Annotated in this window: 10 protein-coding genes and 3 rRNA genes; 11 read left to right on the top strand and 2 right to left on the bottom strand. The window is 66.2% G+C overall.

Features of this window, described 5'->3' with window-relative positions; all coding sequences use genetic code 11:
• Genes argH through RIB98_02055 form a run of 4 tightly spaced genes read left to right on the top strand, consistent with a single transcriptional unit; the run spans position 1 to position 2,948 of the window.
• Positions 1-1,365 carry an argininosuccinate lyase gene (argH, locus tag RIB98_02040; GenBank protein MEQ8839737.1) on the top strand — a complete coding sequence of 455 codons (1,365 nt, stop codon included), beginning with the start codon at positions 1-3 and terminating at the stop codon, positions 1,363-1,365.
• Positions 1,365-1,745: a thioesterase family protein gene (locus RIB98_02045; GenBank protein MEQ8839738.1), complete on the top strand. Its 381-nt coding sequence runs from the start codon at positions 1,365-1,367 to the stop codon at positions 1,743-1,745. Before argH ends, RIB98_02045 begins: the two co-directional genes overlap by 1 nt.
• The gene (locus tag RIB98_02050; protein MEQ8839739.1) at positions 1,745-2,338 is read left to right on the top strand and encodes a DNA-3-methyladenine glycosylase; all 594 of its coding nucleotides are present in this window, start codon (positions 1,745-1,747) and stop codon (positions 2,336-2,338) included. Before RIB98_02045 ends, RIB98_02050 begins: the two co-directional genes overlap by 1 nt.
• A gap of 10 nt (positions 2,339-2,348) precedes the next feature.
• Complete coding sequence (locus tag RIB98_02055; GenBank protein ID MEQ8839740.1) at positions 2,349-2,948, top strand: NUDIX hydrolase; 600 nt, start codon at positions 2,349-2,351, stop codon at positions 2,946-2,948.
• Here RIB98_02055 and RIB98_02060 read toward each other — a convergent pair.
• Both RIB98_02060 and RIB98_02065 read right to left on the bottom strand, forming a co-directional pair.
• Positions 2,945-3,508: a hypothetical protein gene (locus tag RIB98_02060; GenBank protein ID MEQ8839741.1), complete on the bottom strand. Its 564-nt coding sequence runs from the start codon at positions 3,506-3,508 to the stop codon at positions 2,945-2,947. The two genes, RIB98_02055 and RIB98_02060, sit on opposite strands and share 4 nt — an antisense overlap.
• A gap of 3 nt (positions 3,509-3,511) precedes the next feature.
• Positions 3,512-5,938, bottom strand: coding sequence for a transglycosylase domain-containing protein (locus RIB98_02065; protein ID MEQ8839742.1), 2,427 nt, complete (start codon positions 5,936-5,938; stop codon positions 3,512-3,514).
• Between the two features lie 101 nt (positions 5,939-6,039).
• Here RIB98_02065 and tyrS point away from each other — a divergent pair, with 101 nt between their 5' ends.
• From tyrS to RIB98_02100, 7 genes are all read left to right on the top strand, one after another.
• Positions 6,040-7,314 (top strand): tyrosine--tRNA ligase, encoded by a 1,275-nt coding sequence (gene tyrS / locus RIB98_02070; protein ID MEQ8839743.1) that lies wholly within the window; start codon positions 6,040-6,042, stop codon positions 7,312-7,314.
• A 604-nt stretch (positions 7,315-7,918) separates the two neighbouring features.
• Positions 7,919-9,438, top strand: a 16S ribosomal RNA gene (locus tag RIB98_02075).
• 310 nt (positions 9,439-9,748) lie between these two features.
• Positions 9,749-12,737 (top strand): 23S ribosomal RNA (locus RIB98_02080).
• Positions 12,738-12,790: 53 nt separating this feature from the next.
• Positions 12,791-12,907: ribosomal RNA gene (rrf, locus tag RIB98_02085) — 5S ribosomal RNA — on the top strand.
• The 16S, 23S and 5S rRNA genes sit together here, the layout of an rRNA operon.
• Before the next feature lie 90 nt (positions 12,908-12,997).
• Entirely contained in the window at positions 12,998-14,254 is a 1,257-nt protein-coding gene (gene xseA / locus RIB98_02090) for an exodeoxyribonuclease VII large subunit (protein ID MEQ8839744.1), read from the top strand.
• Positions 14,251-14,511 carry an exodeoxyribonuclease VII small subunit gene (gene xseB, locus RIB98_02095; GenBank protein ID MEQ8839745.1) on the top strand — a complete coding sequence of 87 codons (261 nt, stop codon included), beginning with the start codon at positions 14,251-14,253 and terminating at the stop codon, positions 14,509-14,511. Before xseA ends, xseB begins: the two co-directional genes overlap by 4 nt.
• Positions 14,508-15,683 (top strand): aminotransferase class V-fold PLP-dependent enzyme, encoded by a 1,176-nt coding sequence (locus tag RIB98_02100; GenBank protein ID MEQ8839746.1) that lies wholly within the window; start codon positions 14,508-14,510, stop codon positions 15,681-15,683. The genes xseB and RIB98_02100 overlap by 4 nt, the downstream gene beginning before the upstream one ends.
• Positions 15,684-15,802 lie beyond the last annotated feature (119 nt).

A 15,802-nucleotide genomic window follows, 5' to 3' on the forward strand; every position in this document is an offset into this window, starting at 1 on the left:
GTGGCGGACCGGGGCCAACTCTGGCACGGGCGTTTCGAAGGCGGCCCGTCCGAGGCCCTCCAGGCGCTCAACGACTCGTTGCCGTTCGACCGGCGGATGTTCCGCGAGGACATCGCCGGTTCGCGCGCCCATGTCGGGATGCTGGCCGCCGTCGGGCTGCTCACCGAGGCCGAGCGAGACGCCGTGCTCGGCGCGCTCGATCGGGTCGAGGCCGAGATGACCGAGGGCACCTTCGCCTTCGTGGCGAGCGACGAGGACATCCACACCGCCGTCGAGCGGCGGGTGACCGAGCTGGCGCCCGAGGGCGGCAAACTCCACACCGGGCGCAGCCGCAACGACCAGGTCGCCACCGACCTGCGGCTCTGGACCAAAGGTGCGATCGACGAGATCGTCGAGCTCACCGTGCGGTTGCAACGCACGCTGCTGGCCCAGGCCGATGCCGCCGGCGATGCGTACCTTCCCGGCTACACCCACCTCCAACAGGCCCAGCCGGTGGCACTGGCCCACCATCTCCTGGCCCATGGCTGGGCCCTCGCCCGCGACGTGAGCCGGCTCCGCGACGCCCGAGTGCGGGTCGATGTGTCGCCACTCGGCGCCGGCGCCCTCGCGGGATCATCGCTACCGCTCGACCCGACCATCACCGCGGCGGCCCTCGGCTTCGCCGAGGTGTTCGACAACTCCCTCGATGCAGTGAGTGATCGCGACTTCGTGGTCGAGACGCTCTTCGCCCTCTCGCTGCTCGGCGTCCACCTGAGCCGGATGGGGGAGGAGCTGATCATCTGGGCGTCGACCGAGTTCGGCTTCGTCGAACTCGACGACGCGTTCTCGACCGGCTCGTCGATGATGCCGCAGAAGAAGAACCCCGACATCGCCGAGCTGGCCCGGGGCAAGGCCGGCCGACTGATCGGGCACCTGACGGGCCTGCTCACCACCGTCAAGGGCCTGCCGCTCACCTACAACAAGGACCTCCAGGAGGACAAGGAGCCGTTGTTCGATGCCGTCGACACGGTGCGGCTCACCCTGCTCGCCCTCGATGGGATGGTCGCCACCACGACCTACCGCACCGACCGTATGGCCGCCGCTGCGTCATCGCCCTATGCCGCGGCCACCGATCTGGCCGAATGGCTCGTCGCCCGGGGCATGCCGTTTCGCAGTGCCCATGCCGTCGTGGGCGAGCTCGTGCGCAAGGCGCTGGCCGGCGACGGTGAACTCGTCGATCTGGTGACGACCCACGACGCTCTGGGCGCCGAGGCCGCGGCGTTGTTGGCGCCCGGCGTGTCGGTCACCCGGCGCACGACCCGCGGCGGTGGCGCACCCTCTGCGGTGGCCGATCAACTCGAGCGGTTCCGCGCCCACCTCGGCTGATGTCGTCCTACGACTATCGCATTCGCTACGGCGAGTGCGACCAGCAGGGCGTCGTCTTCAACGCGCACTACATGGCCTTCATCGACGACGCGGTCGACTGCTGGGTCCGGTCGCTCGCGCCGGAGTTCGAGACCACCCTCGGGTGGGAGGTGATGGTCAAACGCAGCGAGATCATCTGGGCGGGCCCGGCCCGCTTCGGCGAGACGCTCACCCTCGAGCTCGCGGTGAGCCGGTGGGGAACCACCTCGTTCGATGTCGCCGCGATCGGTCATGTGGCCGGGCGCCCCGTCATCGACTCCGTCACGACGTATGTCGTGGTCGATCACGCGGAGTTCCGCCCCGTGCCGATCCCCGACGAGCTGCGCGCTCACCTGGCCTGATGGGTCGGCGGCTCGGACGTTCGTTCTACTCCCGGCCGACGCTCGAGGTTGCGCCCGAACTCCTCAACAAGGTGCTCGTCGCACCGGGCGTGGCGGGCCGGATCGTCGAGGTCGAGGCCTACCGGGGGAGCGACGACCCCGGATCGCACGCCTTTCGCGGCGCCACGCCCCGCACCGCAGTGATGTTCGGGCCCGCCGGTCACTTCTACGTCTACTTCACCTACGGAATGCACTGGTGCGCCAACGTGGTGACCGACGCCGGGGGAACGCCGGGCGCCGTCCTCCTGCGAGCCGTGACGCCACTGCGTGGCGTCGAAGTGATGCGGCGCCGCCGAACAGCAGCACGGCGAGACGTCGATCTGGGCAACGGACCCGCGAAACTGGCCCAGGCGTTCGATCTCGGACGAGGCCACGACGGCGCCGACCTCGTCCGGGCCGAGCACGGTGTCTCGATTCGTGACGACGGCGTCGATCCGCCGACCCGACCGGCCGTCGGCACCCGCATCGGACTCTCGAAGGGTGGCGATCTTCCGTGGCGATTCGGCGTCACGGGTGCCGTCGAGCTGAGTCGGCCGTTCGAGCCGGGCCGGTAGCGTCGTCGAGATGCCATCGACGACGCTCATCTCCGCCGGCGACCCGAGTCTGACGTCGTCGGCCCGCGTCGGTGATGCCTGGGCGACGATCGCCACGGTCGACGAACCCCGGCTGATCGACACCCGGGCGCGCATGCGGGCGCTGCTCGCCGATCGGCCGATCCCGCTCGACCGGGGTGAGCGCCCCGGCCATCTCACCGGCAGCGCCTTCGTGGTCGATGCCACGGCCGACCGCACGCTCATGCTGTTCCACACCAAGCTGCAGATCTGGGTGCAACCGGGGGGCCATGCCGATGGCGACGCGAACCTCCCTGCCGTGGCGCTGAGGGAAGCCGAGGAGGAGACCGGCATCGAGGGCCTGCGGATCTGGCCGGTACCGATCGATCTCGACATCCATCGGGTCGATCCGCCGAAGGAGGACGCCCACGATCACTACGACGTGCGCTTTCTCGTCCTGGCCCCCGAGGACGCGTCCGTCGCGGCGAACCACGAGTCACAGGACCAGCGCTGGGTCACCGAACCCGAGTTGGACGCGCTCGGGGTCGACCCGGGCCTTCTCCGCATGGCACGACAGGGGTTCGCGCTCGCTCGTCGGTTGACGAACCGTTAGATGTCGCCCGGCACGGAGCACGACGTCATGTCGTTGACCGAGGCGAATCCGTCGATCGTGCGGGTGTACTGACCGCCCGACGACCGCTCGCTGATCGTGAACGCCAGATCACTGCGATTCGCATCGGCCGGCGCGGCCCGCAGCCGAGCGGCATAGGCCTCGCGGTCGGCCAGGTAGGCGTCCCAGTCGGCGAACCAGAACTCGAGCAGCCGGCGGTCGTTCTCGTCGGTCACGGCCGCGGACTCGGCCTTGAGTCCCTCGACCATGGCCGCCGCGAACTCGGTCCCCGTGGTGACGAAGTCGGCCCGCTCGGCGATGGTCGTGTCGGTGGTGGTCGCCGGAATGGCAGCGATGTCGGCAGCCAATGGCGCGCACAACGACTCGGCTCGGGTGGCGAACGAGCGGGTCTCGAGACGGTCGGGGTTGTCCCTCGGCGCCCAGAGGTAGATCCACGCCCACATTGCGATGATGAGGAGCACCACGACGGTGAGGGCGATGCGGGTCGCGCCCCAGTAACGCTCCTCGGTCTCTTCGAACGGCGATTCGTAGGTCGATGTCACCGGTCACTCCCCGCCGTCGGCCGGCGGATTGACCTTGAGTCGGACCGTGTCGACCCCTTCGCGGTCGGTGCCGCCCGGGGGATCCTGGGCCCACACCACGCCGGGAACCACGCCACCGTCGCCGGGGTCCGGGTCGGTCTCGTAGCTGACCTCCTGGAGGAAGCCGTCGCCGGTGAGACTCTGGCGGGCGACGGCCTCGTCGAGCCCGAGCACGTCGGGAACCGGGCTGGTCTGTGGCGAGATGGCGACCCCGACGGTGATGAGGGTGCCGCCGGGGACCTCGTCGCCGGGATCGGGAACCTGCGACACGATCTGATTCTCGGGCACCTCGTCGGTCTCGACCTCGAAGGTGTTCAGGCTGAAGAACTGCGAGGCGAGCTCGGCATAGAGCGCCTCGTCGATCGTGCGGCCTATGAGGTCGGGTACGACCCCGGTGGCCGGCGGAACGGGAATCGTGGTGGTGGTCGAACTCGGCGGCGGCGTCGGGAACTCCTCGACCGGGAGGCCCTCGTGGGCCCGGTCCATCACGGCCTTCCAGATCAGGGCGGGGAACGTGCCGCCCTGCACGCTGGCGCCGTTGAAGTAGTTGGTCATCGGGATCTGTCCCGCGGTCGGGAAGCCGACCCACACCGCCGTCGTCCGCTGGGCCGTGTAGCCGACGAAGGTGGCATCCACGTTGTTCTGCGTGGTGCCGGTCTTGCCTGCCGCGGCGCGTCCGTCGGCCAGCTGGGCCCGTGTGCCGGTGCCACCGGTGATCACGCCTTCGAGCACCCATGTGAGCTGGTGGGCGACGCTCTGGGTCAGGACCGGTACCGGGTCGGGCGAGTACTCGTAGAGCAGGGTGCCGTCGGGGTTGACGACCTCGGTGACCAGCACCGGATCGATTCGGGTGCCGCTGCGGCTGAACGTGGAGAAGACGGTCGCCATCTCCACCATGTTGACGTTCTCGCTGCCGAGGACGGCGGCGCACACCGGTTGCAGTCGGTCCTCGCCGATGCCGAGCCGCTCGGCCCAGTCGACGTAGACCTGAGGGGTCAGGGCCACCATGAGTTGGGCGTAGACCGTGTTGAGCGAGCTACGGGTGGCACGGACGAGGCTGACACTGCCGCCGGTGCCGCCCCGAACGTTCCAGCGACCACCGCAGATCGCCGGCTCCTCGATGTCGATTCGGGACGGCGCGTTCCAGTTGCTGGTGACGGGAGTTCCCGCTTGGAGGGCAGCGGCCAGCGCGATCGGCTTCATCGACGAACCGGCCTGGCGGCCCGTGCCCGTGGCGAGGTTGAGCTTGGCGAAGTCACCATCGCCGAAGAAGTCACGCCCGCCGACCATGGCGAGCACATGGCCGTCGTCGGCCGCCGTGGTGCCCACGGTGACGACCGCGGCGTCGGGGTTCTGGCGGCCGTCGGCGGCGATGTTCGGCAGCTCGCTCGCCACGGCGGCCTCGGCCGCGGCCTGCAGCTCCAGGTCGATGGTGGTGTGGATGTCGAGGCCGCCCTCGAACAGGAGCTTCGTACGATCCTCGCGGGTCTCGCCGAACGCTTCGTTGTCGAGGAACCACTGCTTCACCTCGTCGACGAAGTGGGCCGCCGGATACTGCTCCTCCAACAGAGGAATGTCCTCCACCAGCTCGATCGGCTCCAGCAACGCGAGGTCGTACTCCTCCTCGGTGATGTACTCGTTGGCGAGCATGCGCAGCAGGACGAGGTCGCGTCGGTCCTTGGCGGCCTCGTAGTTCTCGTAGGGGTTGAAACGTCCCGGAGCCTGGATCAGGCCCGCGATGGTGGCGGCCTGGACCAGCGTGAGCTCGGTGACCTTCAGGCAATCGCGATCGTCGTCATCGGCCGCGCTCTGCTGGCGGCTGCAGTCGGGTGGGCCGAAGTACTCGCGCGCCGCCGCCTCCACGCCGTAGGCGCCGTTGCCGAAGTAGACCCAGTTGAGATAGCGCCCGAGGATGAACTCCTTGCTGAAGTTCTGTTCGAAGCGGCGGGCCATGAAGATCTCCTCGATCTTCCGGCTGCCGGTCTGCTCGGACCGGTCGAGAAAGACGTTGCCCACGTACTGCTGTGTGATCGTGGAACCGCCCTGGCTGATGCCACCCGAGCTCACGTTGGAGCGAGCGGCGCGCAGGATCGCCTTGAAGTCCACGCCGGAGTGGTCCCAGAAGCGCTCGTCCTCGATGGCGACCACGGCGTTGAAGACCAGTTCGGGAACCTGCTCGAACAAGATGTCGGTGCGGTTCTGTTCGCCCCGCAGGTCGGTGATGGTGTTGCCGTCGCGGTCGAAGATCCGTGACGACTGGGCCGTCTCGAGCTGATCGACCGAGAAGTCCTCGCCGAAGAGGTCGGCGAAGTCCTGGGTTTCGTAGCTGCACGAGGCGGCAATCGACGCGAAAGCCAGGAGCGCGAGAAGAAGGCGACGAAGTCGGCGCATGACGGACCATTCTGCTCGCGAACGCGCGTCGATCCACGGCAGGGGAGAGGGAACCTTCGAATTCACGATTCGGCGGGGTCGGGCGTGCCTATCCTCGGACGGTGACGACAGCGAGACCAGGTTCCGCCATCCTCGACGACCTCCGTGCGCGCGGGCTCGTGCAGGACATGACCGACGAAACCGCGCTGCGGACCCGTCTCGACGAGGGGCCCATCACTCTCTACTGCGGGTTCGATCCGACCGCGGAGAGCCTGCACATCGGCAACCTCGTACCTCTTCTCCTGCTGCGCCGATTCCAGGACTTCGGCCACCATCCGATCGCGCTGGCGGGCGGCGCCACCGGCATGGTCGGCGATCCCTCCGGCCGTTCCGACGAACGCAATCTGCTCGACTCGGACACGCTCGGCCGCAATCTCGCCGCCATTCGTGCGCAACTGGCCCACGTGGTCGACATCGACGACGGCGCCATGCTCGTCGACAACCGGGAGTGGACGGTCGGGGTGGGCGTGCTCGACTTCCTCCGCGACGTCGGCAAGTACGTCACCGTCAACACCATGCTGGCCAAGGAATCGATCAAGAGCCGTCTCGAGGGCGATCAGGGCATCTCGTTCACGGAGTTCAGCTACATGCTGCTCCAGGCCAACGACTTCGTGGAGCTCCACGAGCGCCACGGTTGCGAGCTCCAGGTCGGCGGATCTGATCAGTGGGGCAACATCACGGCCGGCATCGACATGATCCGGCGGCGCCAGCAGGCACGGGCCCACGGGCTCACGGTGCCCCTGGTCACCCGGGCCGACGGGGCGAAGTTCGGCAAGACGGCCGACGGCGCCGTGTGGCTCTCGGCCGAGAAGACCCTGCCGTATGAGTTCCATCAGTACTTCCTGCGCACCGACGACCGAGATGTCGAGCGCTTCCTGCTCCAGCTCACGCTGCTGCCCGTCGACCGGGTCGCCGCCGTCATGGCCGAGCACGCGACCGCGCCCGAGGCCCGCCACGCGCAAGGGGTACTGGCCGACGAGATCACCGGACTCGTCCACGGCCCGAACGAGGTCACCCGGGCGCGCCTGGCGCAGGCGGCGCTGTTCGGCGCCGGCGACCTCGACGGCGACTCGCTCGAGGCGCTGCGCGGCATCGTCCCCGAGACGGTGCTCGGCGAGCCTCTCGGTGCCGACGAGCCGATGGTCGATCTCCTGGTCGCCACCGGGGTGTGCTCCTCACGGGGCGACGCCCGACGCACCATCGAACAGGGCGGCATTCGCGTGAACGGCGTCAAGGTCGAGACCGGTGGTGAGTCCGTGGACTTCGTCGACGGCCGATTCGTCCTCGTGCAGCGGGGCAAGAAACAGCGCCATCTGGCGGTTCTCGGCCCGGTCTGAGCAGTGTCGGCGCCAGCATGTGACGTGGTTCACACAAGCGGAGGGGCGCGCGACCTGCCTGGCCCCGATAGCGTGCCCCAGCGCTCGAAGGTGTAACCAAGTCGACACGACGAGGAAACACTCGGAAAATCGGGTTGGCGGGGGTTGACGCTCCTGCTCCCTCCCGATAGCGTGACAACTCGCCTCTGTGGGCAATAGCCCCTGGAAGCTTCTGCAAAAGGCACCGACTGAATCGAGTCACCTCGATCGGCGTGCCCGGCACAGTCTCAACCGGACCACTTGGTCTACTCGAGACACGGTGTCGATCGCTCCTTGAAAACGGAAGAGACGGACGCAAAAGCGAGTGCGGGTGACTTTTTGGATTTCGCAATCCAAATTGGCATCTGTCAATTCAAAATGCCGAGGACCCTCAACGGCCTCGGCGAGCCACGCCACTTCATCTCCGGGATTCGTTCCGAGGGTGAGGTGGCAAAACAAAATGGTCACTGCAGCCAGCGGTGGCCGGCTCTCAGTACGCGGTTCCTCCATGCGATCGTCGGGCTTGCCCGATGGTTGGAGGAACGGCAACCCGATTCAAGGACCGGCTTCGGCTGGTCTGGAGATCTCGACGGAGAGTTTGATCCTGGCTCAGGACGAACGCTGGCGGCGTGCCTAACACATGCAAGTCGAACGAGATCCCGGAGCTTGCTCCGGGGGACAGTGGCGAACGGGTGAGTAACACGTGAGAAACCTGCCCTAGAGACTGGGACAACCGTTGGAAACGACGGCTAATACCGGATGCCTTCACATGGCCGCATGGCCGAGTGAAGAAATGCTCAGGCGCTCTAGGAGGGTCTCGCGGCCTATCAGCTAGTTGGTGAGGTAACGGCTCACCAAGGCATCGACGGGTAGCTGGTCTGAGAGGACGATCAGCCACACTGGGACTGAGACACGGCCCAGACTCCTACGGGAGGCAGCAGTGGGGAATATTGCGCAATGGGCGAAAGCCTGACGCAGCAACGCCGCGTGTGGGATGACAGCTTTCGGGTTGTAAACCACTTTCAGTGACGACGAAAATGACGGTAGTCACAGAAGAAGGTCCGGCCAACTACGTGCCAGCAGCCGCGGTAACACGTAGGGACCAAGCGTTGTCCGGATTTATTGGGCGTAAAGAGCTCGTAGGCGGTTCCGTAAGTCGGATGTGAAAACTCAGGGCTCAACCCTGAGACGCCATCTGATACTGCGGTGACTAGAGTCCGGTAGAGGAGCATGGAATTCCTGGTGTAGCGGTGGAATGCGCAGATATCAGGAGGAACACCAACGGCGAAGGCAGTGCTCTGGGCCGGAACTGACGCTGAGGAGCGAAAGCATGGGGAGCAAACAGGATTAGATACCCTGGTAGTCCATGCCGTAAACGTTGGGCACTAGGTGTGGGGTCTTCTAACGGATTCCGTGCCGTAGCTAACGCATTAAGTGCCCCGCCTGGGGAGTACGGCCGCAAGGCTAAAACTCAAAGGAATTGACGGGGGCCCGCACAAGCAGCGGAGCATGTGGTTTAATTCGACGCAACGCGAAGAACCTTACCTAGGCTTGACATGTGCGTGTAAACCCTGGAAACAGGGTCCCTCTTCGGAGCACGTTCACAGGTGGTGCATGGCTGTCGTCAGCTCGTGTCGTGAGATGTTGGGTTAAGTCCCGCAACGAGCGCAACCCCTGTCCTATGTTGCCAGCGGATAATGCCGGGGACTCATAGGATACTGCCGGTGACAAACCGGAGGAAGGTGGGGACGACGTCAAGTCATCATGCCCCTTATGTCTAGGGCTACACACGTGCTACAATGGCCGGTACAAAGAGCTGCAAAGCCGCGAGGCAGAGCGAATCTCATAAAGCCGGTCCCAGTTCGGATTGGAGGCTGAAACTCGCCTCCATGAAGTCGGAGTTGCTAGTAATCGCGAATCAGCAACGTCGCGGTGAATACGTTCCCGGGCCTTGTACACACCGCCCGTCACACCACGAAAGTTGGCAACACCCGAAGCCGGTGGGCTAACCCGCAAGGGAGGCAGCCGTCGAAGGTGGGGTCAGCGATTGGGGTGAAGTCGTAACAAGGTAGCCGTAGCGGAAGCTGCGGCTGGATCACCTCCTTTCTAGGGATAGCGGCGCAATAGCGTCGCCAGGGCTCCGATGGTTCGCCATCGTTGAGCTCCCTCGGGTCACACCGAGCGAGCCAGAAGCCCTAGATCAACGTCGACGACCTGGCTGCCGGCACCGATGTCCGTGTGAACATCCTAATTACAAGGGTTCATGACACGCGGAACACCATCGCGCCGGCTCATGCTGTTCAGTCTTGAGGGATCCGGCCTCCTTTCGGGGGCCCGATCGCTCTTCATCCGTCGCCTCCGGGCGACGGGCGTACCTTGAAAACTGCATAGCGGCAGTAGGTGTGCTCTACATATTGGTCAAGATATGAAGGGCACGTGGTGGATGCCTTGGCGTCAGAAGCCGATGAAGGACGTGGACGGCTGCGATAAGCCGCGGTGAGGTGCTGAACAACCTTTGACCCGCGGATTTCCGAATGGGGAAACCCACGCGTGGTAATGCGCGCGTATCCCCGCCTGAACACATAGGGCGGGTGAAGGTAAGCCGGCGAAGTGACACATCTCAGTAGCCGGAGGAAAGGAAAGAAACCTCGACTCCCTTAGTAGTGGCGAGCGAACGGGGATCAGCCCAAACCGATCAAGTGCCATGCCTGCGGGCTTAGCTTGATCCGGGGTTGTAGGACCAACGTGGTTGCGCCGCAGCGCAACCGGGGAGTTACAAATGCGCATGTTAGCCGAGCAGCTTGGAACGGCTGGCTACAAAGGGTAAGAGCCCCGTAGGCAAAAGTGTGCGCACTCCCTCGTTGGCACCTGAGTACGACCGGGCACGGGAAACCCGGTCGGAATCTGCGGGGACCACCCCGCAAGGCTAAGTACTCTCTGACGACCGATAGCGAACTAGTACCGTGAGGGAAAGGTGAAAAGTACCCCGGGAGGGGAGTGAAATAGTACCTGAAACCACGTGCCTACAAGCGGTCGGAGCTGGCTAGTCCAGTGACGGCGTGCTTTTTGCATAACGAGCCTGCGAGTTGCTCGTATCCGGCAAGGTTAAGCGTAAGCGGAGCCGTAGCGAAAGCGAGTCTGAATAGGGCGCTTTAGTCGGATGCGGCAGACCCGAAACCGAGTGATCTATCCATGGGCAGGCTGAAGCGAGGGTAAGACCTCGTGAAGGGCCGAACCCACGTCGGTTGAAAACGGCGGGGATGACCTGTGGATCGGAGTGAAAGGCTAATCAAACTCGGTGATATCTGGTTCTCTCCGAAATATATTTTGGTATAGCCTCCTGCGTTCAGTCGTGGTTGTAAAGCACTGTTTGGCCTAGGGGCCCTACCAGGTTACCGAAGTCAGACAAACTCTGAATGCCACGACTCCAGAGCAGGGGAGTCAGACTGCGGGGGATAAGCTTCGTAGTCGAGAGGGAAACAGCCCAGACCACCAGCTAAGGGCCCCAAGCGCCGGCTAAGTGGAAAACGTTGTGCGAGTGTACAGACAACCAGGATGTTGGCTTAGAGGCAGCCATTCGTCTAAGGAGTGCGTAATAGCTCACTGGTCAAATGCTCGTGCGCGGATAATGTAACGGGGCTCAAGCCGGCCCCCGAAGCTGTGGGCTTCGTCTTCGGACGGAGCGGTAGGAGAGCGTTCTTCGTGCAGTGAAGCGGTTGCGGCAAGCCACCGTGGAGCGCGGAGAAGTGAGAATGCAGGCATAAGTAACGAAAGAGGAGTGAGAAACTCCTCCACCGTTTGCCCAAGGGTTCCTGAGTAAAGCTAATCTTCTCAGGGTTAGTCGGGACCTAAGCCGAGGCCGATAGGCGTAGGCGATGGATAACAGGTTGATATTCCTGTACCGCGTCTCCAGCGTTATCACCGAAGGGGGGACGGGGAAGGATAGGCGAACCGAGGCGCTGGTAGTCCTCGGACAACCCGGTAGGAGGAGCCCCAGGAAAATCCGGGGCTCATATACTCCGAGAGGGGATGTCGGTCGGCATTAGCCGGCAAGTCGTCGATTCCATGCCTCCAAGAAAAGCCTCTAGGGAGTTGGAACGCGCCCGTACCAAAACCGACACAGGTGGGCAGGTAGAGCATACCAAGGTGATCGAGAGAACCCTCGTTAAGGAACTCGGCAAAATGGCCCCGTAACTTCGGGATAAGGGGCGCCTCGGTAGGGTGATAGGCTTCGCGCCAGGAGCCCGAGGAGGCCGCAGAGAATTGGCCCAACCGACTGTTTACCAAAAACACAGGTCTCTGCGAAGTCGTAAGACGACGTATAGGGGCTGACGCCTGCCCGGTGCCGGAAGGTCAAGTGGAGAGGTTAGCCTTCGGGCGAAGCTTTGAAACCAAGCCCCGGTAAACGGCGGCCGTAACTATAACGGTCCTAAGGTAGCGAAATTCCTTGTCGGGTAAGTTCCGACCTGCACGAATGGCGTAACGAGTTGGGCGCTGTCTCAACGAGGGACTCGGTGAAATTGTAGTATCGGTGAAGATGCCGATTACCCGCCGCAAGACGGAAAGACCCCGTGAACCTTTACTGCAACTTGATATTGGGGTTTGGGACATCCTGTCCAGGATAGGTGGGAGGCTGTGAAACGGTGGCGTTAGCTGCCGTGGAGCCACCCTTGGGATACCACCCTGGATGTTCTGAGCTTCTAACGGGAGGCCGTGATCCGGCTCTCGGACAGTTTCAGGTGGGCAGTTTGACTGGGGCGGTCGCCTCCCAAATTGTAACGGAGGCGCGCAAAGGTTCCCTCAGCACGGGTGGAAATCGTGCGTAGAGCGTAAAGGTATAAGGGAGCTTGACTGCGAGACTGACAGGTCGAGCAGGTACGAAAGTAGGCCTTAGTGATCCGGCGGTAGAGAGTGGAATTGCCGTCGCTCAACGGATAAAAGGTACTCCGGGGATAACAGGCTTATCCTCCCCAAGAGTCCACATCGACGGGAGGGTTTGGCACCTCGATGTCGGCTCGTCGCATCCTGGGGCTGGAGTTGGTCCCAAGGGTTGGGCTGTTCGCCCATTAAAGCGGTACGCGAGCTGGGTTCAGAACGTCGTGAGACAGTTCGGTCCCTATCTGCGGTGGGCGCTGGAGATTTGCGAGGAGTTGTCCCTAGTACGAGAGGACCGGGATGAACAGACCTCTGGTGTATCAGTTGTCGTGCCAACGGCACTGCTGGCTAGCTACGTCTGGACGGGATAACCGCTGAAAGCATCTAAGCGGGAAGCCCACCTCAAGATGAGATCTCCCACCCCTTCGAGGGGGTAAGGCTCCAGATAGACCATCTGGTTGATAGGCGGGATGTGTAAGCGCAGCAATGCGTTCAGCAGACCCGTACTAATCCGCCGAGGGCTTGACCATTTTTTGCACACCGATTTGCCGCTATGCAGTCTTGAGGGTATGCCTCAAGAGTTCCCGGTGGTCTTAGCGAGGGGGAAACACCTCTTCCCATTCCGAACAGAGTCGTTAAGCCCCTCAGCGCCGATGGTACTCCGAGCGAAGGCTCGCGGGAGAGCAGGTCGCCGCCGGGATTAGTTCATGCAGTAGCGTCAGATGGCCACGGATCATTCCGTGGCCGTTTGCGTTTGTGGGGCCGGCGGTGGCGAAGCGGGAGGCGTGGCGTGAAGGTCATCGGGTCCAGGAGGGTCTGGAGCCTGGAGGAGGTCACGGCCGCCGTGGCGGCGCGGTTCGAGGACGTCCGGGCCTTCTGGGTGGAGGCCGAGATCGAGGACGTCCGGCGCGCCGGCTCTCAGGTCTACTTCCGCCTGCGCGGGCAGCATGTGATGGACGCCTCGATGCGGGCGGTCGTTTTCGATCGCATCGTGCCTCGCCCGGGTGAGGGGATGCTGGTCCACGCTCACGGCCGGGTGGAGTTCTTCCGCCAGCGCTCTCGTGTGAGCATGCGGGTGGAGGTGATGGAGCCGGCCGGCGAGGGCCTGCTGCGGGCGCGGATCGCCGAGTTGCGGGCCCGCCTTGTCGCCGACGGCGTGCTGGACCCGGCGCGTCGCAGGCCGGTCCCCGTGCTGGCGCGTGAGATCGGCGTCGTGACCTCCCTGACCGGGGCCGCCCGGGATGACTTCGTGCGCACCGCCGTCGCACGGAACCCCGGCGTGCGGGTGGCCATCGCGGGCACGCAGGTTCAGGGCGACGACGCGCCGGTGCGGATCGCGCGGGCCGTCGCACGCGCCGGCGCGGAGCCGCAGGTGGACGTCGTGGTGGTGACGCGCGGGGGCGGGTCGCTGGACGACCTGATGGCGTTCAACTCCGAGCCGGTGTGCCGCGCGGTGGCGGCGTGCCCGGTGCCGGTCGTTTCGGCGGTGGGTCACGAGCGCGATGTGACGCTGTGCGACGAGGTGGCGGACCTGCGGTGTGCCACCCCCACCGCGGCCGCGGTCGCGGTCACGATTTCCCGCGAGGCGGCCCTGGCCCACCTGGCCGACGCCCAGGCCGCCATGGCCGCGGGCGTGGAGCGGATCGGCGCCGCCGCCCGGCGCGATCTGGGTGAGGCGCGGGCGGGCCTGGCGGACGGGCTGCGTCGTGCCGGCACCGCGGGCCGGGGGCGCCTGGAGGGGCGCTCCGAGCGCCTGCATCGGGGGCTCGCGCGTGCGGCACACACCGCGGGGGAGCTTCTGCCCGGGCGTTCGGCGCGGATGGAGCGGGCGATGGAGAACCGCCTCGCCGCCGCGCGCTCGGGGCTGGCGCGTGCCGAGGGGCTTCTCGGCGCGCTGTCGCCGGCGGCCACCCTGTCCCGGGGGTATGCGATCGTGCGCTCCGAGGGACGGGTGGTGACCGACGGCGCCCCCGCCCGCCCGGGGGACCGGTGGGAGGTCGAGTTGCACGACGGACGTGTGGGCGTGCGTGTGGAGGGGGACAGATGACGGACACTCCCGACGGGGGTGGGCAGGAGGCGGAGCGGACGAGCACCTTCGAGGAGGCGCTGGCCGAGCTCGATGCCGTGGTGTCCCGCCTCGAGACCGGGGCGGTCGGGCTGGAGGAGGCCGTGGCGCTCTTCGAGCGCGGGCGGGTGCATCTGGCGGTGTGCCGCGAGCGCCTGGCCGCGTCGGAGGCCCGTATCCGTGAGCTGACCGCCGAGGACGACCCGGCGCCCGGGGCGGCGCCGGAGGGCCCCCTGTGAGGTTCGAAGAGGACGAGCCGGGCTGGTTGCCCTCGGTCCGCGCCGCCCTGGGGGTCTGCGCCGGCCCGGAGCTGTACCTCAACCACGGGGGCGCGGGGCCGCTGCCCGAGCCCGCGGTGGCGGCGAGCGTCGACGCGCTGCGCCTGGGAGCCGAGCGCGGCCGGGGCACGCTGGAGGCCGTCATGCGCATGGAGGGCGTGGCCGCACGCCTGCGGGCACGGGTGGCCGGGCTGCTCGGGGCCGTGCCCAGGCAGGTGGGGCTGACCTCCAACACCACCAATGGGCTGAACGTGGCCATCTGGGGTCTCGACTGGCACGAGGGCGACGAGGTCATCACCACCGCGCTCGAGCACCCCGGGCTCTCGGTGCCCCTCGGGGTGCTGGCGCGGCGGCGCGGGGTGCGCCTGCACCACATCCCGTCCCGGGAGGCCCACGATGACCTGCCGGGTGCGGTGGCGGCGCTCGTCGGCCCCCGCACGCGCATGGTGGCGCTCTCGCACGTGGCCTACGGCACCGGGGCGGTGCTGGACATCGCCGCGACGGCCGCGGCGATCGCGGGCTCGGGCGCCCTGGTGGTGGTGGACGGCGCCCAGTCTGCCGGCGCGATCCCGGTCGATGTCGGGGCGCTCGGGGCTGACGTCTACGCGGTCCCCGCCCACAAGTGGCTGTACGGCCCCGAGGGGCTCGGCGCCGTGTGGGTGGCCGACGCGGCCCAGGACCGGCTCGATATCGCCTTCTCCGGCTACGAGAGCGGCACCGCGCACACCCCGGACGGCGGCCTCAGCGCCCATCCGGGCGCCCGCCGGTTCGAGATGTCCACGCCCCCGATGCCCCTGCTCTCGGGCTGGGCCGCGTCACTGGACTGGCTCGAGGAGACCGGGTGGCCCGCGGTCCACGAGCGCATCCTCGCCGGCGCGGCGGCGGCGCGGGCGGCCCTGTCGGACATCCCGGGCCTTGAGGTCCTCACCCCCGAGGGCCCCCAGGCGGGGCTGCTGAGCTTCGCGCTCGAGGGTCACGACGCCGCGCGCGCCTGCGCGCGGATGGCGGCGCGCGGGGTGATCGTGCGGTGGCTCGAGCACCCGCCCGCGCTCCGGGCCTCCTGGGGATTCCACTGGTGTCACGGCGATGTCACGCGCCTGCGCGAGGCGGTGGCCGCGGTGTGCGGCTGCTAGTCTCCGCCCCCGGAATCGGCGCGGACCCGACCGCCGTGCCCGCGCTCTCTGCGGCCCGCGCATCCGCCGACCGGCACCGTCCGTGGCGGCCCCGCGCGTCCGCGGTGGGGCAGGGGCCC

This window comes from Acidimicrobiales bacterium, from assembly GCA_040219515.1.
Taxonomy (GTDB): domain Bacteria; phylum Actinomycetota; class Acidimicrobiia; order Acidimicrobiales; family Aldehydirespiratoraceae; genus JAJRXC01.

Coding starts and splice junctions, on each gene's coding strand:
- RIB98_02045 (MEQ8839738.1), top strand. CDS start 1,365: ATGTCGTCCTACGACTATCGCATTCGCTACGGCGAGTGCGACCAGCAG.
- RIB98_02050 (MEQ8839739.1), top strand. CDS start 1,745: ATGGGTCGGCGGCTCGGACGTTCGTTCTACTCCCGGCCGACGCTCGAG.
- RIB98_02055 (MEQ8839740.1), top strand. CDS start 2,349: ATGCCATCGACGACGCTCATCTCCGCCGGCGACCCGAGTCTGACGTCG.
- RIB98_02065 (MEQ8839742.1), bottom strand. CDS start 5,938: ATGCGCCGACTTCGTCGCCTTCTTCTCGCGCTCCTGGCTTTCGCGTCG.
- xseB (MEQ8839745.1), top strand. CDS start 14,251: ATGACGGACACTCCCGACGGGGGTGGGCAGGAGGCGGAGCGGACGAGC.